At 65.5% G+C, this 17,732-nt stretch carries 14 protein-coding genes and 1 pseudogene; 9 read left to right on the top strand and 6 right to left on the bottom strand.

The window, feature by feature from the left end; all coding sequences use genetic code 11:
* Positions 1-130 precede the first annotated feature (130 nt).
* A complete protein-coding gene (gene yjiA, locus BMZ43_RS12680) occupies positions 131-1,123 on the top strand; it encodes a GTPase (RefSeq protein ID WP_068382949.1) in 993 nt (330 codons plus the stop codon).
* A 3-nt stretch (positions 1,124-1,126) separates the two neighbouring features.
* Here yjiA and BMZ43_RS12675 read toward each other — a convergent pair whose 3' ends face one another.
* On the bottom strand, positions 1,127-1,585 hold the full coding sequence (locus BMZ43_RS12675) for a DciA family protein (protein ID WP_017639102.1): 459 nt from the start codon (positions 1,583-1,585) through the stop codon (positions 1,127-1,129).
* A gap of 234 nt (positions 1,586-1,819) precedes the next feature.
* Here BMZ43_RS12675 and secA point away from each other — a divergent pair, with 234 nt between their 5' ends.
* The 4 genes from secA (at position 1,820) to BMZ43_RS12655 (ending at position 7,631) form a co-directional block, all read left to right on the top strand.
* Positions 1,820-4,561, top strand: a complete 2,742-nt coding sequence (gene secA / locus BMZ43_RS12670; protein WP_017639103.1) for a preprotein translocase subunit SecA — start codon at positions 1,820-1,822, stop codon at positions 4,559-4,561.
* Between the two features lie 187 nt (positions 4,562-4,748).
* A complete protein-coding gene (gene argJ / locus BMZ43_RS12665) occupies positions 4,749-5,966 on the top strand; it encodes a bifunctional glutamate N-acetyltransferase/amino-acid acetyltransferase ArgJ (RefSeq protein ID WP_068382952.1) in 1,218 nt (405 codons plus the stop codon).
* An 82-nt stretch (positions 5,967-6,048) separates the two neighbouring features.
* Positions 6,049-6,687 (top strand): glutathione S-transferase family protein, encoded by a 639-nt coding sequence (locus tag BMZ43_RS12660; protein WP_093254065.1) that lies wholly within the window; start codon positions 6,049-6,051, stop codon positions 6,685-6,687.
* A complete protein-coding gene (locus BMZ43_RS12655; protein ID WP_017639106.1) occupies positions 6,684-7,631 on the top strand; it encodes a Nudix family hydrolase in 948 nt (315 codons plus the stop codon). Before BMZ43_RS12660 ends, BMZ43_RS12655 begins: the two co-directional genes overlap by 4 nt.
* Positions 7,632-8,301: 670 nt before the next feature.
* Here BMZ43_RS12655 and BMZ43_RS12650 read toward each other — a convergent pair.
* From BMZ43_RS12650 to BMZ43_RS12640, 3 genes are read right to left on the bottom strand one after another with little or no spacing between them, the layout of a single operon-like run.
* Complete coding sequence (locus BMZ43_RS12650) at positions 8,302-9,351, bottom strand: alkene reductase (protein ID WP_093254064.1); 1,050 nt, start codon at positions 9,349-9,351, stop codon at positions 8,302-8,304.
* A gap of 15 nt (positions 9,352-9,366) precedes the next feature.
* Positions 9,367-10,530 (bottom strand): MFS transporter, encoded by a 1,164-nt coding sequence (locus BMZ43_RS12645; RefSeq protein ID WP_017639108.1) that lies wholly within the window; start codon positions 10,528-10,530, stop codon positions 9,367-9,369.
* Between the two features lie 16 nt (positions 10,531-10,546).
* Positions 10,547-10,837 (bottom strand): ArsR/SmtB family transcription factor, encoded by a 291-nt coding sequence (locus tag BMZ43_RS12640; RefSeq protein WP_068382959.1) that lies wholly within the window; start codon positions 10,835-10,837, stop codon positions 10,547-10,549.
* A 167-nt stretch (positions 10,838-11,004) separates the two neighbouring features.
* Between BMZ43_RS12640 and BMZ43_RS12635 the strand changes: the two are divergent.
* The 4 genes and pseudogenes from BMZ43_RS12635 to BMZ43_RS12620 all read left to right on the top strand — a co-directional run bounded on the left by BMZ43_RS12635 (position 11,005) and on the right by BMZ43_RS12620 (position 16,851).
* Positions 11,005-11,750, top strand: a pseudogene (locus BMZ43_RS12635) (OmpA family protein).
* 250 nt (positions 11,751-12,000) lie between these two features.
* Positions 12,001-14,139 carry a putative bifunctional diguanylate cyclase/phosphodiesterase gene (locus BMZ43_RS12630; RefSeq protein WP_173150037.1) on the top strand — a complete coding sequence of 713 codons (2,139 nt, stop codon included), beginning with the start codon at positions 12,001-12,003 and terminating at the stop codon, positions 14,137-14,139.
* 158 nt (positions 14,140-14,297) lie between these two features.
* Positions 14,298-15,452, top strand: a complete 1,155-nt coding sequence (locus BMZ43_RS12625; protein ID WP_093254060.1) for a phospholipase D-like domain-containing protein — start codon at positions 14,298-14,300, stop codon at positions 15,450-15,452.
* A gap of 94 nt (positions 15,453-15,546) precedes the next feature.
* On the top strand, positions 15,547-16,851 hold the full coding sequence (locus BMZ43_RS12620) for an acyltransferase family protein (protein ID WP_026083613.1): 1,305 nt from the start codon (positions 15,547-15,549) through the stop codon (positions 16,849-16,851).
* Here BMZ43_RS12620 and BMZ43_RS12615 read toward each other — a convergent pair.
* Both BMZ43_RS12615 and BMZ43_RS12610 read right to left on the bottom strand, forming a co-directional pair.
* Entirely contained in the window at positions 16,826-17,194 is a 369-nt protein-coding gene (locus tag BMZ43_RS12615) for a putative quinol monooxygenase (protein ID WP_017639114.1), read from the bottom strand. The two genes, BMZ43_RS12620 and BMZ43_RS12615, sit on opposite strands and share 26 nt — an antisense overlap.
* A gap of 74 nt (positions 17,195-17,268) precedes the next feature.
* Positions 17,269-17,670 carry a ketosteroid isomerase-related protein gene (locus BMZ43_RS12610; RefSeq protein ID WP_017639115.1) on the bottom strand — a complete coding sequence of 134 codons (402 nt, stop codon included), beginning with the start codon at positions 17,668-17,670 and terminating at the stop codon, positions 17,269-17,271.
* Positions 17,671-17,732 lie beyond the last annotated feature (62 nt).

Raw genomic sequence — 17,732 nt, 5'->3', positions numbered from 1 at the left:
GAATGCTCATTTACCACTCGTAAACTCCGCTTCCTCAGCCATTTTCGCCTTGTTTGTCTCTAGCTCGCGAGATCGTGAGCAGGTTCTAAGGCCGGGCTCCAAGCCCGGCCTCTTTCTGTCTGGAGTTTCCATGCACGAACCCATCCCCGTCACCGTCCTGACCGGCTTTCTCGGCGCCGGCAAGACCACCCTGCTCAAGCACATCCTGCAAGCCGAGCATGGTCTCAAGATCGCCGTGATCGAAAACGAATTCAGCGCCCTGGACGTCGACGGCGAATTGCTCGAAGACGCCGGTGCCGTGCAACTGATGAAGGTGGCCAACGGCTGCGTCTGCTGCACCGGCAGCAAGGACCTGGCCTATGCCCTGACCGTGCTGCTGGAGCGGCTGGACAGCGGCGAGCTGGACTTCGAGCGCCTGGTTGTGGAATGCACGGGCCTGGCCGATCCCGGTCCGGTGGCCCAGACCTTCTTTACCGACGACCTCCTGCGCGAGCGTTATCTGCTCGATGGGGTGCTGACCCTGGTGGACGCCGTCCACGCCAGCGAGCAGCTGAGCGATCCGCTGCTGCAGGCGCAGATCGGTTTCGCCGATCGCCTGCTGCTGACCAAGCTCGACCTGGCCGAACCGGCGGCCGTCGAGGCGCTGGAGAATCGCCTGCAACGCATCAATCGTCGCGCGCCGATTCGCCATGTCGACCACGGCCGCATCGAGCTGGCGGAGTTGCTGGACATCCGCGGCTTCAACCTGCACGACGAAGACCTGGCGCCACCGACGCTGTTCCGCCCGCTGCGGCCGGTGTCGGAAGCGGTCAGCCTTACCGAGCGCATCCAGTCCATCGCCATCCGCGAGTCCCGGCCCTTCGACCAGGCCAAGATCAGCAGCGTGATGGAGATGCTGCTCGATACCCTCGGCTGTGACCTACTGCGCTACAAGGGTCTGCTGAATATCGCCGGCGAGGACCGCCGCCTGCTGTTCCAGGGCGTGCAGCAGATCTATGCCGCCGACTGGGAGCGTGACTGGCTCCCAGGCGAAGAGCGCGAAAGTCGTGTGGTGCTGATCGGCATGGACCTGCCGGAAGACCGCATCCGCGCCGCCTTCGAGCGGGCGGTGGCCAAGGCCTGAGGCCTAGTCCGCGACCTGGCCGGTGCGACTGGCCAGCCGCTCCAAGGCGGCCTTGAGCTTGGGGTCGCGGATCCCGGCCGCGACTTCACGCAGGCTGTCGGCGCCCACCTGGCTGACCTGGCGCACCGGCCGGGCGCGGGTGGCGACGCCAGGACTCGGCTGCATCTTGAACTGCAGACGCGTCAGGCCAACGAACTCCGGCGCCTGTTGCAGCAGCCGGAGCAGACGGCGCTGTTGATAGCGCAGCCGCGTCGCCCAGTGGGCGTCGTTGACCACTAGCAGCAGCGTGCCCTCGCGCCAGCTGGCCACCCGACAATGGGGGCGGGCGGCGGGTTGCAGCTGCTCTTCCAACAATTGTTGCAGCCGACCCAGTCGCTCGGCCTCGCGAAACAGCGCCTTGAGCGGTTTGGCCTGGCGCAGCAGGGCAGCGGGAGCGACGGCGTTGAGCGGACGAAAGGCCATGCGCAGGACTCGCGATGGGCGAAGAGAGGACGCCGATGGTAACAGATCGCTCTGGCGTCCTGGCGGCCAGGGGCCCGTCGTTCTTTCCTCATCGGCATTTCCGAGTAGAATGCCCGATTACCATTGCGGGACACCGCGGGTTTCAACCCCCGCGCCCAGGCGTCTGGCCAGGCTCTGCAGAGGCCTTGCCGCCCGTTTCGCTCCCCTCATTCCAGCGGAAGAATTCCAGTCGATATGTTTGCGCCTTTGTTGAAGAAATTCTTTGGAAGCAAGAACGAACGAGATGTCAAACGCCTAGGCAAGGTCGTGGTGGCCACCAATGCGTTGGAATCCCAGATTGCCTCCCTGAGCGACGAGCAACTGCGCGCCAAGACCGAGGAATTCAAGCAGCGTGTGGCCAAGGGCGAGTCCCTCGATGCCCTGATGCCGGAAGCCTTCGCGGTGGTCCGCGAGGCGGGCAAGCGCGTTATGGGCATGCGTCACTTCGACGTCCAGCTGATCGGCGGCGCCGCGCTGCACGAAGGCAAGATCGCCGAGATGCGTACCGGTGAGGGCAAGACCCTGGTGGGCACCCTGCCGGTCTATCTCAACGCGCTGTCCGGCAAGGGCGTCCACGTGGTCACGGTGAACGACTACCTGGCCCGCCGCGACGCCAACTGGATGCGGCCGCTGTACGAATTCCTCGGCCTGTCGGTGGGCATCATCCTGCCGTTCCAGCCGCCGGAAGAGAAACGCGCCGCCTATGCCTCGGACATCACCTACGGCACCAACAACGAATTCGGCTTCGACTATCTGCGCGACAACATGGCTTTCAGCATGGCCGAGAAGTACCAGCGCGAGCTGAACTTCGCGGTGGTCGACGAGGTGGACTCCATCCTCATCGACGAAGCCCGGACTCCGCTGATCATCTCCGGCCAGGCCGAAGACAGCTCCGAGCTCTATCAGAAGATCAACCTGCTGATCCCGCGTCTGCAGCAGCACATCGAGGAAGAGGAAGGCAATCCGACCCAGGTCGGCCACTACACCATCGATGAAAAGACCCGCCAGGTGGAGATCACCGAACTGGGTCACCAGTACATCGAGGAGATGCTCACCGAAGTCGGGCTGCTGGCCGAGGGCGAGAGCCTCTATTCGGCGCACAACCTGGGCCTCTTGACCCACGTGTTCGCCGGTCTGCGCGCCCATACCCTGTTCCATCGCAACGTCGAGTACATCGTCCAGCAGGACCAGGTACTGCTGATCGACGAGCACACCGGCCGGACCATGCCGGGTCGCCGTCTTTCCGAAGGCCTGCACCAGGCCATCGAGGCCAAGGAAGGACTGCCGATCCAGCCCGAGAGCCAGACCCTGGCCTCGACCACCTTCCAGAACTACTTCCGCCTCTACAACAAGCTCGGTGGCATGACCGGTACCGCCGACACCGAGGCCTTCGAGTTCCGCCAGATCTACAACCTCGACGTGCTGGTGATCCCGACCCACCGCGAGGTCGCCCGTAAGGACTTCAACGACCTGGTCTACCTGACCCAGGCCGAGAAGTACCAGGCCATCATCGAGGACGTAAAGCAGTGCCAGGCCGAAGGCCGTCCGGTGCTGGTGGGTACCGCCTCCATCGAGAGCTCCGAGTACGTCGACCAGCTGCTGACCCAGGCCGGCATCGAGCACAAGGTGCTCAACGCCAAGTACCACGAACGGGAGGCCGAGATCATCGCCCAGGCCGGTCGTCCGGGTGCCGTGACCATCGCCACCAACATGGCCGGTCGCGGTACCGACATCCTGCTCGGCGGCAATTGGGAAGTCGAAGTCGCGGCCTTGGAGAATCCCACCGAGGAGCAGATCGCCGCGATCAAGGCCGCCTGGCAGGCGCGTCATAAACAGGTCATCGACGCCGGCGGCTTACACGTGATCGCCTCCGAGCGCCACGAATCCCGCCGGATCGACAATCAGCTGCGTGGCCGTGCCGGTCGCCAGGGCGACCCGGGCTCCAGCCGTTTCTACCTGTCGCTGGAAGACAGCCTGATGCGCATCTTCGCCTCCGACCGGGTGAAGAACTTCATGAAGGCTCTGGGCATGCAGGGCGGCGAGGCCATCGAGCACCGCATGGTCACCAACGCCATCGAAAAGGCCCAGCGCAAGGTCGAAGGCCGCAACTTCGACATCCGCAAGCAGCTGCTGGAATACGATGACGTAGCCAACGAGCAGCGCAAGGTGATCTATCACATGCGCGACACCCTGCTGGCCAACGAAGACGTCGGCGACACCATCAAGGGCTTCCGCGAGGAAACCCTGACCCAGGTGATCAACGAGCACATCCCGCCGCAGTCGTTGCCCGAGCAGTGGGACGTGCCCGGCTTGGAAGCGGAGATCTACAGCGTCTTCGGCCTGCAACTGCCCATCGGTCAGTGGCTGGACGAGGATGACAAGCTGTACGAGGACACCCTGCGGGTGAAGATCCTCGAGCAGCTCGAAGCCGCCTACCTGGAAAAGGAAGACATGGCCGGTCGCGAGGCCCTGCGCAACTTCGAGAAGCAGATGCTGCTGCGGGTGGTCGACGACCTCTGGAAGGACCACCTCACCACCATGGACCACCTGCGCCACGGTATCCATCTGCGCGGCTACGCCCAGAAGAACCCCAAGCAGGAATACAAGCGCGAGTCCTTCACCCTGTTCCAGGAGCTGCTGGAAAGCATCAAGCGCGACACCATCCGCGTGCTGTCCCACGTCCAGGTGCGCCGCGAGGATCCGGTCGAGGAAGAGGAGCGCATGCGCCGCGAGGCCGAAGCCCTGGCCGAGCGTATGCAGTTCCAGCACGCCGAGGCGCCTTCGCTGGTCGACCCCGAGGTGCTCGAGGACGAGCAGGGCGAGGACACCGTGGTGCCCTTGCAGCCCCAGCGCAACGACCAGAAGATCGGTCGCAACGAGCCGTGCCCCTGCGGTTCCGGCAAGAAGTACAAGCAGTGCCACGGCAAGCTCGACTGAGACCTGCCCAGGCAGCCGCGGCGACGGCAACCGGTCGGCATAGCCGCCGACAGGTTGTAAACTCCACCCGCTAGGCTGTCTGCGCCCCTTGCCCAGGCTGGGCGAGGCGGGCGCTGGAAGGCTGATTTCCACGCCGCGACCGGTTTTCCGCTCGCGGCGTTTCCTTTTCTTTCACTGGAGTTTTCCCATGGCTGTCGGTCTCGGTCCGCTCTCCACGCTGCACCCGGTTCCCGGTTTCGAACTCGGTATCGCCTCTGCCGGCATCAAGCGTCCCGGGCGCAAGGATGTGGTGGTGATGCGCTGTGCCGAAGGCTCCAGCGTGGCCGGGGTCTTTACCCTGAACGCCTTCTGCGCGGCGCCGGTCATCATTGCCCGCCAGCGCTTCGCTGGCCCCGTCCGCTACCTGCTGACCAACACCGGCAATGCCAATGCCGGTACCGGCCAGCCGGGCCTGGCCGCGGCCGAGCGCACCACCAAGACCCTGGCGACTCTGGCCAGCGTCGGCGAGGAAGCGGTGCTGCCGTTCTCCACCGGCGTGATCGGCGAGCCGTTGCCGGTGGAAAAGATCGAAGCTGCGCTGCCGGCCGCCCTGGCCGACCTGGCCGAAGACAACTGGGCCGCCGCCGCCACCGGCATCATGACCACCGACACCCTGCCCAAGGGCGCCAGCCGCCAGTTCCAGGTGGACGGCACCACCGTTACCGTGACCGGTATCAGCAAGGGCGCCGGCATGATCAAGCCGAACATGGCGACCATGCTGGGCTACGTGGCCACCGACGCCAAGGTCGCTCGGGGCCTGCTGCAGGACCTGCTGGCCGATGCCACCAATCGCTCCTTCAACCGCATTACCATCGATGGCGACACCTCCACCAACGACTGCTGCATGCTGGTTGCCACCGGCCAGGCGGCCATGGCGGAAATCGCCCAGCCCAGCGGTGCGGCCTTCGAGCAGCTGCGCGAGGCGGTGTTCGCAGTGTTCGCCGAACTGGCCCAGGCCATCGTGCGTGACGGCGAGGGTGCCACCAAGTTCGTCACCGTGCAGGTCAATGGCGGTGGCAATGCCCAGGAGTGCCTGGACGTCGGCTACGCCGTGGCCCATTCGCCGCTGATCAAGACCGCGCTGTTCGCCTCCGATCCCAACTGGGGCCGCATCCTCGCCGCCGTTGGCCGGGCCGGCGTGCCTCAGCTGGACGTCAGCCTGATCGACGTCTTCCTTGGCGGCGTGCAGATCTGCCAGCAGGGCGGTCGCGCGGCCACCTATACGGAAGAGCAGGGCGCGCGGGTCATGGCCCAGGCCGAGATCGAGATCCGCATCGAGCTGGGTCGCGGCAGCCACAGCGAGACCATCTGGACCACCGACCTGTCCCACGACTATGTGAAGATAAACGCCGAGTACCGTACCTGACGGCTATCCGACGCCTGGGCGTCCGCACCGACGGGCGCCTGCGGCGGTCCTCGCGGGCCGCATCGTTTCGAGGAATCCCCGCATGTCCCAGTTGCAACTCGTGATCGGCAACAAGAACTTCTCCTCCTGGTCGCTACGCGCCTGGCTGGCCATGGAGCTCAGCGGCGCTGCCTTTGAAGAGGTGGCGATTCCGCTCTATACCCCCAACAGCCGCGCCTTGCTCAAGGCCCAGTCACCGACCGGCAAGGTGCCGGTGCTCAAACTGGCCGAGGGCACCATCTGGGATTCCCTGGCCATCGTCGAGTATCTCGCCGAGGCCTATCCCGATGCCGGGCTGTGGCCGACGGACACCCTGGCCCGCGCCCATGCCCGGGCGCTGTGCGCCGAGATGCACAGTGGCTTCCTGGCCCTGCGCCGCGAGCTGCCCATGGACCTGCGTCGCCGCCAGCGGCTGAAGTCGACCACCGCCGAGGCGGTGGAAGACATCCAGCGCATCCAGCGCCTGTGGCGCGAATGCCGCGAGCGCTATTGCCAGCAGGGCCCTTATCTGTTCGGCACGCCGACCATCGCCGATGCCTTCTATGCGCCGGTCGCCAGTCGCTTCCGCAGCTACGGCGTGGAGCTGTCGGCCGAGGCGGCCGCCTATGTCGAAACCATCTACGCCTGGCCGGCCTTCCAGCGCTGGTTGGCGGAGGCTGAAACGGAGGAGCAGAGCGCATGACTCGTCTGCATGTGGTTGCCGCGGTGATTCGCGATCCCCAGGGGCAGATCCTTATCGCCCAGCGTCCGGCGCACAAGCACCAGGGCGGACTCTGGGAATTTCCGGGGGGCAAGGTCGAGGCCGGTGAGGCCCCGGCCGTAGCGCTCGAACGCGAGCTGGCCGAGGAGCTGGGCATCAGGGTGACTGCGGCCCGCCCGCTGTTGCAGGTCCGCCACGACTATCCCGACCAGGCGGTGCTGCTGGACGTCTGGCAGGTGGACGCCTTCACCGGGAAGGCCCACGGCGCCGAGGGCCAGCCCTTGACCTGGGTCGCCCCGCGCGCGCTGCTCGACTATGACTTTCCCGCAGCCAACCGACCCATCGTCCAGGCGGCGCGGCTACCAGACCGCTATCTCATCACCCCCGGCGAGCTGACCACCGCGGAGTTGCTCAACGGCCTGCATCGAGCGCTGGACAGCGGCATCCGCCTGGTCCAGCTGCGCACGCCGGACAACTTCGATCCCCAGTACCGCGACCTGGCCGGCGACGTCCAGGGGCTCTGCACCGGCCGCGCCCAGCTGATGCTCAAGGGCCCGCTGGAGTGGCTGGGCGACTTCCCCGCGGCCGGCTGGCACCTGACCGCCGAGCAGTTGCGTCGCTATGCGCCCAATGGGCGACCCTTTCCGGAACAGCGCCTGCTGGCGGCCTCCTGCCACGACGCCGAAGAACTGGCCCTGGCTCAGCAGATGGGGGTGGATTTCGTCACTCTGTCGCCGGTGATGCCCACCGCCAGCCACCCCGGCGCCCCGACCTTGGGCTGGGTCAAGGCCCAGCAACTGCTGGCCGACTGCAACCTGCCGGCCTATCTGCTGGGAGGGCTGGGCGATGCCGACCTCACCGGCGCCTGGCAGGCCGGCGCCCAGGGCGTGGCGGCGATCCGCGCGTTCTGGGCTACACCGGCGTAGGTTGGCGCTGAGCGCAGCGAAGCCCAACAGGTAGGCACTGTGCTCGTGCCTGTTGGGCTTCGATGATGGAGCCGTCTCAACCCAACCTACGACTCCTGACGTAGGTTGGCGCTGAGCGCAGCGAAGCCCAACATGAATGGTCCGTGCTCGTGACTGTGGGGCTTAGACGATGAAACCGTCTCAACCCAACCTGCGGTACCTGACGTAGGTTGGCGCTGAGCGCAGCGAAGCCCAACAGGGGTGCACCGTGCTCGTGCCTGTTGGGCTTCGACGATGGAGCCGTCTCAACCCAACCTACGGTTCCTGACGTAGGTTGGCGCTGAGCGCAGCGAAGCCTAACAGGGAGGCACTGTGCTCGTGCCTGTTGGGCTTCGACGATGGAGCCGTCTCAACCCAACCTACGGCTCCTGACGTAGGTTGGCGCTGAGCGCAGCGAACCCCAACATGGGTGGGCCGTGCCCATGACTGTTGGGCTTCGACGATAAAACCGTCTCAGCCCAACCTACGGTTGATGCCGGGACGTTAGGGGCATCACTGCCATGACGGTCCGCCGATGCAGTCGCTCCTACAGGTTCAGACATTACCGTAGGAGCGGCCCATGGCCGCGATAAACCTGAATCCCCATGAAAAAGCCCGCCAATCGGCGGGCTTTTCCTATCGACGGGGCTGATTACAGCCGCGGATAGTCGATGTAGCCTACCGGCCCCTTGCTGTAGAAGGTATCCGGGTGCGGCTCGTTCAGCGCGGCATCCTGCTCCAGGCGTTGCGGCAGGTCCGGGTTGGCGATGAAGGGCACGCCGAAAGCCACGGCATCGGCCTTGCCTTCGTCCAGCCAGGCATTGGCCTTGGCCTTGTCGAATTTCTCGTTGGCGATGTAGACGCCGCCGAAGGCCGCCTTGAGGTCCGGGCCCAGGCTGTCGCTGCCGGCCGCTTCGCGAATGCAGATGAAGGCGACCTGGCGCTGGCCCAGTTCGCGGGCGACATGGCCAAAGGTGGCGGCGGGGTCGCTGTCGCCCATGGTGTGCATGTCGCCACGGGTGGACAGGTGTACGCCGACGCGATCGGCGCCCCAGACGTCGATGCAGGCATCGGTCACTTCCAGCAGCAGCCGAGCGCGATTCTCGATGGAGCCACCATAGTTGTCGGTGCGCTGGTTGGTGTCGCTCTGCAGGAACTGGTCAAGCAGATAGCCGTTGGCCCCATGGACCTCGACGCCATCGAAGCCGGCGCGCTTGGCGTTCTCGGCGCCATGGCGATAGGCGGCGACGATACCGGGGATCTCGGCGGTTTCCAGTGCCCGCGGGGTGACATAGTCACGCTTGGGGCGCAGCAGGCTGACGTGGCCCTGGGCGGCGATGGCGCTCGGCGCCACCGGCAGTTCGCCGTCGAGGTAGCGGGGGTCGGAGATGCGGCCCACATGCCAGAGTTGCAGCACGATGCGGCCACCGGCCTTGTGTACGGCAGTGGTCACCCGTTGCCAGCCGGCCACCTGGGCGTCGGACCAGATGCCGGGGGTGTCGGGATAACCCACGCCCATGGGATCTACCGAGGTAGCCTCGGTGATGATCAGGCCGGCGGATGCGCGTTGCACGTAGTACTCGACCATCAGATCGCCCGGAACCCGGCCCGGTTCGGCGCGGCAGCGGGTGAGGGGCGCCATGATGACGCGGTTGGGCAGTTCCAGGGCGCCGATCTTGATCGGCTCGAACAGCTGAGTCATGGCTAGCTCTCTTGATTAGCTGGCGGTCGCCAGGCCGCTCTTGCGGGCCTGGCTGGCGGTCAGCAGGGTGGCGATAAGGGCCAGCAGGGCGAGCCCGCTGGCGGCGAGGGGTACCGCGGTAAGACCCAGACCGTGATCGATCACCAGGCCACCGACCCAGGCGCCGAGGGCGTTGCCCACGTTGAAGGCGCCAATGTTGAGGGTCGAGACCAGATTCGGCGCGTCCTTGCCGAAGGTGACCACGTTGATCTGCAGGGCCGGTACGGCGGCGAAGGCGGCCGCGGCCCATAGGAAGAGGGTGATCTCGGCGGGCAGGAAGGCCTGGCCGGTCCAGCGCAGGGCGGCGGAGGTCAGCGCCAGGGCGACGAAGATGCCCACCAGGCTGGTGGCCAGGCGCCAGTCGGCCAGCCGACCGCCGATGAAGTTGCCCAGGGTCAGGCCCAGGCCGATCAACAGCAGGGTGCCGGTGACGCCACGGGGCGAGACGCCGGTGACCTCCTGCAGCAGCGGCGCGACATAGGTGAAGAGGGCGAACATGGAGGCCGCGAAGAACACTGTCATCGACAGCGCCAACCAGAAGCCCAGGCCGCGCAGGGCGAGCAACTCCCGGCGCAGATCGGCGCGCGGCTGGTTGCGATCGGTGGGTAGGACCCGCCAGAGACCGATCAGGGCGACCACGCCGATCGCCACCACCGCCCAGAAGGTCGAACGCCAGCCGGCGGCCTGGCCGAGGGCGGTGCCCAAGGGCACGCCCAGCACATTGGCCAGGGTCAGGCCGGTGAACATCAGGGCCACCGCCGAGGCGCGGCGATTCTCCGGCACCAGGCTCGCGGCCACCACGGCGCCAATGCCAAAGAAGGCACCGTGGCAGAGCGCCGTGACCACCCGGGCCAGCATCAGCATGTTGTAGCCACTGGCCACCGCGCAGAGCAGGTTGCCGACGATGAAGATGCCCATCAGGGCGAGCAGGGCGCGCTTGCGCGGCCAGTGGGCCGTGGCCAGCGCCATGAAGGGCGCGCCGACGGCCACACCCAGGGCATAGCCGGTGACCAGCCAGCCGGCGCTAGGGATGGACACGCCGAGATCGGCGGCGACATTGGGCAGCAGCCCCATGATGACGAATTCGGTGGTGCCGATGGCGAAAGCGCTCAGCGCCAGCACGATGAGGGAAGCGGGCATCAGGATTCCTTGCAGACTAGAGTTCGCGAGCGAGACGTTGCAGAAAGGCCTGAATGGCGGCCTCGTCGCGTTGGTAGAACACCCATTGGCCGATGCGCCGCGTGGTGACCAGGCCGGCACGGGTCAATACGGCCAGATGCGCCGAGACCGTGGACTGCGACAGGCCGGCGCGTGCCTCGATCTGCCCGGCGCAGACGCCCGTCCCCAGGTCGTGTTCCTGGTGCGGAAAATACTGCTGGGGATCACGCAGCCAGCCCAGGATCTGACAACGCAGGGGATTAGCCAGGGCCTTGAGGATCTCGTCCATTGCGGTCGTATCGTCATATTGGGTTCTATCGAACCTTAGATCGCAAAAAATCGATATGCAAGCTATCTATCTTCAATTCTGGCTATCGTGGGCTTAGAGGCTCACTATCGCGATAAGTGTCCGTGGCTACCGCCTCGTTCAGTTGCGATTCAGATCACATAGCTAGAATTGCCAGGAGCGGCCCTGTCCGCCGCGATGGATTTCAAGGAGTAAAGACATGGCGCTGCCCACCCGTATCCTTCTCGCCAGCCTGGCCCTGGCCACCCTGGCTGGATGCGCATCCCCCAATCCCTACGAAAATCAGGGTCAGGTCAGCGGTGGTACCTCCAAGACCGCCAAGTACGGCGGCCTGGGTGCCTTGGCCGGTGCCGTCGCCGGTGCCGCCATCGATCACAATCACCGAGGCAAGGGCGCGCTGATCGGCGCCGCTGCGGTGGGCGCAGCCGCTGCCGGCTACGGTTACTACGCCGATCGCCAGGAAGCCGAATTGCGTCGGCAGATGGAAAACACCGGTGTCGAGGTGCAGCGTCAGGGCGATGACATCAAGCTGATCATGCCGGGCAACATCACCTTCGCCACCGATTCCGCCGATATCGCCAACAGCTTCTACAAGCCGCTGAACGACCTAGCCAATTCCTTCAAGCAGTTCGATCAGAACAGCATCGAAATCGTCGGCTACACCGACAGCACCGGCAGCCGCGCCCACAATGTCGAGTTGTCCCAGCGCCGCGCCCAGAATGTCGCCGGCTACCTGACCGCCCAGGGCGTACCCACGGCGCGGCTCAGCACCCGTGGCGCCGGTCCCGATGCGCCCATCGCCAGCAATGCCACCGCCGATGGTCGGGCGCAGAATCGCCGCGTCGAGGTCAATCTGCGTCCCCTGCCCGGTGCTACTGGCACCCCCGCGCAGTAACAACCGCTCGTCGCCCGCGACCCGCAGTTTCCGCACCTTGGTGAAGGGTTGCGGAAACTGCTTTTTCATTTTGCGCTCTGATAGACGTCGCGAAGGCCCCCTCCTGGCAAATTGCAGGCGGCAGGTGCCTGTCCGGCTGCTACGCTAGTAGGGTTGGAGCGACACATCGCATAACGGACACGAAGGGAAGGGGTAGCCAGCCGCGCATGGCTGCTGCACGGCGGCAGACGCCGCGGGGAGAAGAGGCTTGATGGAGTGCCCGTTGCCGCAGACAGAACAAGGCCCGGTGTTGCTGGTGGTCGACGATCGTCAGGAGAACCTGTTCGCCATGCAGGCCGTGCTGGAGGTCGGGAACTGGCGGGTGATCACCGCCGCCTCGGGTGAGCGCGCCCTGCAATACCTGCTGGACGAAACCGTGGACCTGGTCCTGCTCGACGTCCAGATGCCGATCATGGACGGCTTCGAGGTGGCGCGCATCATGCGCAGCAACCTGCGCACCCGCTTCACGCCGATCATCTTCGTCTCCGCTGAAGCCCACTCCTACGAATCGGTGCTGCGTGGCTATGCCACCGGTGCGGTGGACTACCTGCTCAAGCCCGTCGATCCCAACATCCTCAGGCACAAGGTGCGCTCGCTGCTCGATCACGAGCGCAATCGCCGCGAGTTGCTGCAGGCCACCCAGCAGCTGGAGCTAGCCAAGTCGTTCAGCGACTCGCTGCTCGACAACGCCGCCGAGGGCATCCTCACCGTCAACGAGCAGGGTCGGGTGACCTTCGCCAACGCCGCCATCGCTCGCATGTTGAGATGCAGCGTCAGCGACCTGGTACACGCCAATTTTCTCGACTTCCTCGAAGGCGGCAGCGGTCTCGACGACTGGCAGACCTCGCCCTTCATGGAGCACTACGACCGCCGCGAGACCTATCGCCTGCACGACGCGCGCCTGCGTACCAACCGCGGCGACAGCCTGCCGGTGGCGCTGTCCTGCGCGCCGCTGCCACGTATGCAGCGGGCCATGGTCATCATCGCCCTGGACATGTCGCGCATGCGCGAGTTGCAGGACCAACTGGAATCCCAGGCCGTCACCGATGCCCTGACCGGCCTGCTCAATCGCCGCGGCTTCAACCAGACGCTGGAAGCGGCGCTGGCGCGCAGCGGTCGCAACGGCAAGCGCATGGCCGTGCTCTACATCGATCTCGATGGCTTCAAGCGCATCAACGATTCCCTCGGCCACGAAGCGGGTGACCGGGTGCTGTGCATCGTCGCCGAGCAGCTCAAGAGTTGCATGCGGCCCTATGACATCCTGGCGCGCATGGGCGGTGACGAATTCACTGCACTGCTCGATTCCCTGGAGCATCCCGAGGATGCCGCCCGGGTCGCCGAGAAGCTGCTGGAGTTGCTGGCCACGGTGCATCGCATCGACGGCATGGAGGTCAGCCTGGGCGCCAGCATCGGCATCGCCAGCTATCCCGACTGCGGCCACACCGTGGACGGCCTGTTGCGCTCGGCCGACATCGCCATGTACGAGGCCAAGCGTGGCGGTCGTCAGCAATACCGTTTCTTCTCGCCGGAAATGAATGGCCGTGCCCGTTCCCGGCTGATGCTCGAAGAAAGCGTGCGCAATGCCATCGACAACAAGGATTTCGTGCTCGCCTACCAGCCGCAGGTCTATCTGCGCGACGGTCGCCTGCGTGGCTTCGAGGCGTTGCTGCGCTGGGAGCACACGGTGGCCGGCAAGGTCTCGCCCAGTGTCTTCATCCCGCTGCTGGAAGAGACCCGGCTGATCAACCGCATCGGTGACTGGATCTTCCGCGAAGGCGCGACCAAGCTGCAGTCCCTGCAGGAGATCTATGGCGACGAACTGCTGCTGAGCATCAACCTCAGCCCGGTGCAATTCGGCATGCCGCAACTGACGGAGAGTCTGCGCCAGATCATCGAGACCCACCAGCTGCGGCCCGAGCAGCTGGAAATCGAGGTGACCGAATCGGCGCTGATGCACGACATCGACTACACCCGGGCGCAGCTGTCACAACTGCGGGCGCTGGGCGTGCGTATCGCGGTGGACGACTTCGGCACCGGCTATTCTTCGCTGGCCTATCTGCGTCACTTCGAACTGGATACCCTCAAGATCGATCAGCTGTTCATTGCCAACATGCTGGATTCCTCGCGCGATGCCGCCATCGTCAGCACCATCCTCGAACTGGGCCGCAACCTGGATCTGGAGGTCATCGCCGAAGGGGTGGAGACTCTGGAACAGCGCGATTGGCTGCTTGAGCATGGCTGCGAGATCATGCAGGGCTTCCTGGTTTCCCGGCCATTGAGCGCCGAGCTGACCGGACGCTTCCCGCAGCAGGTGGACTGGATCTCCCGGCGCCCCGAGCCGACGCTCTAGGCGCGCCGCCGTCCATCGGCGCAGGCCGTCGGGCAGGCGGCGTGCCAGGGCTGGCGAGACTTCCCAGGCCGGCACTCGCCAGCCAAACCACGACCGCCACTGAACGAACCTTCGTCCGCGCCTTCTTATGCAATGGCCACAGGCACGGAGTAGGAAGCATGCGGGGCGCCGTCTTTCCATGGCGGGAAAACAACAGGTTCGAATTGCTGGTGGACGGCGGTCGGTTCTTTCCGGCCATGCTCGAATCCATCGCTGGCGCCAGTCGCCAGATCGATGTCGAACTCTATCTGGTGGAAGCCGGCAGTTGCTCCGAGCAGCTGCTCGTGGCGCTGACCGAGGCGGCCCGTCGGGGCGTCGTGGTGCGCTGCCTGTTCGACGGCTTCGGTACCCTGCGGATGGACGCCGGTTTGCGCCGCCAGCTGGAAGAGGCGGGCGCCGAGCTGCGGCTCTTCAATCCCGTGCGCTTCGGCCATGGCTTGCACAACCTGCACCGCGATCATCGCAAGATCTTCGTCATCGACGGCGAAGAGGCCTTTGTCGGTGGCAGCGGCGCGACCGATGACTTCTGGGATCCAGCCAAGAGCGACTGCAACTGGCACGAGGTGATGGTGCGTATCCAGGGTCCGCTGGTGGCGGACTGGCTGGCCCTGTTCGAGCGGCAATGGGAAGCGGTCCGTCGCCGCCGTGCTTGGAAGCCGCGACCGCGGCGGGGACGCGAGCGTCCACCGCTGCCGCCCGTTGCCCAGGAAGGGCAGGGCCGGGTCGCCTATGCCGATGCCCGCCAGCACCGCGACATCCTGCAAGCGCTGATCCGCGCTCTGGTGGGTGGCCAGGAGCGCATCTGGTTCGCCACTCCCTACTTTCTGCCGACCTGGCGCGTGCGCTGGGCCTTGCGGCGCGCGGCGCGGCGTGGCGTCGACGTGCGCCTGTTGCTCACCGGTCGCCATACCGACAATCCACCGGTGCGCTTCGCCGGGCAGCGCTACTACCGCAGCCTGTTGCGCGCGGGCGTGCGCATTTACGAATACCAGCCCAGGTTCATCCACGCCAAGATGGTGCTGGTGGACCACTGGGTCAGCGTCGGCTCCTGCAATTTCGATCACTGGAATCTGAGATTCAACCTGGAGGCCAATGTCGAGGCGGTGGATCGCGGTCTGAGCCAGGCGGTGGCGGCCAGCTTCGTCAAGGATTTCGCCCAGAGCCGCGAGATCACCCTGGAATTCTGGCGCAGCCGTCCCTGGTGGCGACGGGCGCGCGAGTGGCTGTGGGGTTCGCTGGATCGCCTGGTGATCGGTGTACTGGGGCGCGGTTAGCAGCCCCGGTGGTCAGGTGCGGGTAACATAACCGATCCGGTGCAGTAGGCCGGACCCATCGTCCCGCGGACGAGGCCAGACGAGTAACGCCTTAGTGCAGACTTTAGATAAACACCGCTTCATCGGTCTGGAGTGGCTCAGGTTCCTGATGGGTTTCTATGTGGTCGTCTACCACACCATCCATTTCTATCCCGAGCGCAAGACCATCCCCCTGCTGGACGAGATCACCAGCATGGGCTTCTTCGCCACTAGCACCTTCTTCGTGCTCTCCGGCTTTCTGCTCGCCCATGTCTATTGCGGCCGTGGCAGCCTGCGCGAGCCGGCGCGCAGCTTCTGGGTCAAGAGGTTCGCCAACCTCTATCCGATCCATATCTTCGCGCTGCTGCTGGCGATGGCGGTGGTGACCTGGATCGGCAGCCTCGGCATACCGCCGGGTGCAGCCACGGCCAGCATCCGCTTCGTGGTGTTCGACACCAACGAGCCCCTGGCACGGACCAACCCCGAGCTGTTCCAGCACTTCATGACCAACGTGGAACTGGCCTTCAACGCCGTGCTGCAACTGTTCATGCTGCAGGCCTGGAATCCCTACTATCTCACCTTCAATGCGCCGCTCTGGTCGATCTCGGCGCTGTTCTTCTTCTATCTGACCTTTCCCAAGCTGGCACCGCGGCTGATGACCAGCGAACGTCCCTGGCAGCTGTTGCTGCTGGTCTGGGCGCTCTATCTGATCCCGCCGCTGCTGGTGATCGCCAACCAGAACTACGGCATGCCTTTCACCGGCCTCCTGCAGCGGGTGCCCTTGTTCCGTTTGCCGGAGTTTCTCGCCGGCATCCTGCTGTATGCCATCTTTCGCCGCCAGTACGAGCGAGGCTGGGCACCGTCGGAGCGGCAGCGGGTGCTCTTGGCGAGCTACCTGGTCCTGAGCTTCGCCCTGGGTACGGCACTGTTCACCCATGGGCCCAAGTTCTGGTACTTCCTGTTCCATAACGGCCTGTTCCTGCCGTCGCAACTGATCCTGGTCTACCTGGCCGCGCTGGCTCAGGAGCCGGCCAGTGAGCGCATCCGCCACTGGTCGCCGCGGCTGGGCGCGGCCTCGCTGTCGATGTTCGCCCTGCACGTGCCCCTGTCGGGCATCTACATGACCCTGGAGCAGCTGATCGGCGGTGATCTTAAAGCCTGTCTCAGCGGTAATCGCGAGGTCTGCATCGCCGCCGCCGGGGCCTATACCAATTCCATCGAATGGTATTGGCTGTTCCTGCTGGCGGTGGTGGTGCTTTGCGTGCTGTTCCAGGAGCGGCTGGTGGTGCCGACCCGCAAGCGCATTCTCAAGGTGCTGCTGCCGCGTCTGGCGCCGCCGCAGAAGCCACCCCAGGCTAGCGGCGGAAGCCTGCGGCCATGACGAAGAAGCGGGCGTTCAGCGCCGCCAGCGGCTCGCGTAGCTGCTCCAGCTGATCGGCCGCGCCGAATACCTCGAAGCGCTCCAGGGTGGCGATGGCCTGGGCCTGTTCCAGCAGATCGCCGACGTTGTCCAGGTGGGCCAGCAGCGCCTGGGCATCGCGGTAGCCCTCGCGGCAACGCGCCGTGGCGCCGTCGTAGCAGAAACCGTAGTAGAGGCAGCCGGGTTCGCTCTGGGTGCGCTGCAGCATGGCCTCGCCCAGGCGCTTGAAGGCCTCGACCTGATCGGGCTGGATGGCGAAGACGGGGGCCAGGCTGCAGACGGAATCGCTGGGAAGGGTGGGCATGGAAACTCCTGGGTCAGGGGTGGTTTCCATGCGACCCCTGCCGACGGGACGGCGCTCCCGTCAACTGACGGACGTCAGCCGCCGACCTGGGCGATCCAGTCGTTGAGGTTGTAGTAGTTGGTCACCCGCGCCACCTTGCCGTCGCGGATCTCGAAGAAGGCCCCCACCGGCAGGCGATAGGTCTGGCCGCTGGCCGGCGGCAGGCCTTCGTCGCTGGCCAGGTACTCGCCATGGATGACGAATTCGGCGGCGGCGCGGCGCCCGCTGGGTTCGGCCATGACGACCAGGTCGGTCAGGCGCTCGCGATAGCAGCGATTCATGTGCGCCATGAAGGCCGCGAAGGCGGCCTTGCCCACCTGACGCTCGCCCTGGTTGATGTCGTGGACCACATCCTCGGTGAGCAACTCCAGAAAGATGTCCATGTCGCCGGCATTGAAGGCGGCGTAATAGGCGTCGATGAGGTCGGTCGTGGTCATGGCGGTTCCTGTCGTGGACGAAAAAATGGCCTTGCCCGCACATGGTAGGGTGCCGCTACGAG

It is taken from the genome of Pseudomonas sp. Snoq117.2 (assembly GCF_900110545.1).
Lineage (GTDB): Bacteria > Pseudomonadota > Gammaproteobacteria > Pseudomonadales > Pseudomonadaceae > Chryseomonas > Chryseomonas benzopyrenica.
Note: the sequence above shows the minus strand (reverse complement) of the source record. Positions and strands in the feature narration are given on the sequence as shown.

Excerpts from the sequence above, each read along its gene's own strand:
- secA (WP_017639103.1), top strand. The coding sequence starts at position 1,820 with ATGTTTGCGCCTTTGTTGAAGAAATTCTTTGGAAGCAAGAACGAACGA.
- yjiA (WP_068382949.1), top strand. The coding sequence starts at position 131 with ATGCACGAACCCATCCCCGTCACCGTCCTGACCGGCTTTCTCGGCGCC.
- BMZ43_RS12630 (WP_173150037.1), top strand. The coding sequence starts at position 12,001 with ATGGAGTGCCCGTTGCCGCAGACAGAACAAGGCCCGGTGTTGCTGGTG.
- BMZ43_RS12640 (WP_068382959.1), bottom strand. The coding sequence starts at position 10,837 with ATGGACGAGATCCTCAAGGCCCTGGCTAATCCCCTGCGTTGTCAGATC.
- BMZ43_RS12645 (WP_017639108.1), bottom strand. The coding sequence starts at position 10,530 with ATGCCCGCTTCCCTCATCGTGCTGGCGCTGAGCGCTTTCGCCATCGGC.
- BMZ43_RS12660 (WP_093254065.1), top strand. The coding sequence starts at position 6,049 with ATGTCCCAGTTGCAACTCGTGATCGGCAACAAGAACTTCTCCTCCTGG.
- BMZ43_RS12615 (WP_017639114.1), bottom strand. The coding sequence starts at position 17,194 with ATGCCCACCCTTCCCAGCGATTCCGTCTGCAGCCTGGCCCCCGTCTTC.
- BMZ43_RS12650 (WP_093254064.1), bottom strand. The coding sequence starts at position 9,351 with ATGACTCAGCTGTTCGAGCCGATCAAGATCGGCGCCCTGGAACTGCCC.
- BMZ43_RS12675 (WP_017639102.1), bottom strand. The coding sequence starts at position 1,585 with ATGGCCTTTCGTCCGCTCAACGCCGTCGCTCCCGCTGCCCTGCTGCGC.
- BMZ43_RS12655 (WP_017639106.1), top strand. The coding sequence starts at position 6,684 with ATGACTCGTCTGCATGTGGTTGCCGCGGTGATTCGCGATCCCCAGGGG.
- BMZ43_RS12610 (WP_017639115.1), bottom strand. The coding sequence starts at position 17,670 with ATGACCACGACCGACCTCATCGACGCCTATTACGCCGCCTTCAATGCC.
- BMZ43_RS12625 (WP_093254060.1), top strand. The coding sequence starts at position 14,298 with ATGCGGGGCGCCGTCTTTCCATGGCGGGAAAACAACAGGTTCGAATTG.
- argJ (WP_068382952.1), top strand. The coding sequence starts at position 4,749 with ATGGCTGTCGGTCTCGGTCCGCTCTCCACGCTGCACCCGGTTCCCGGT.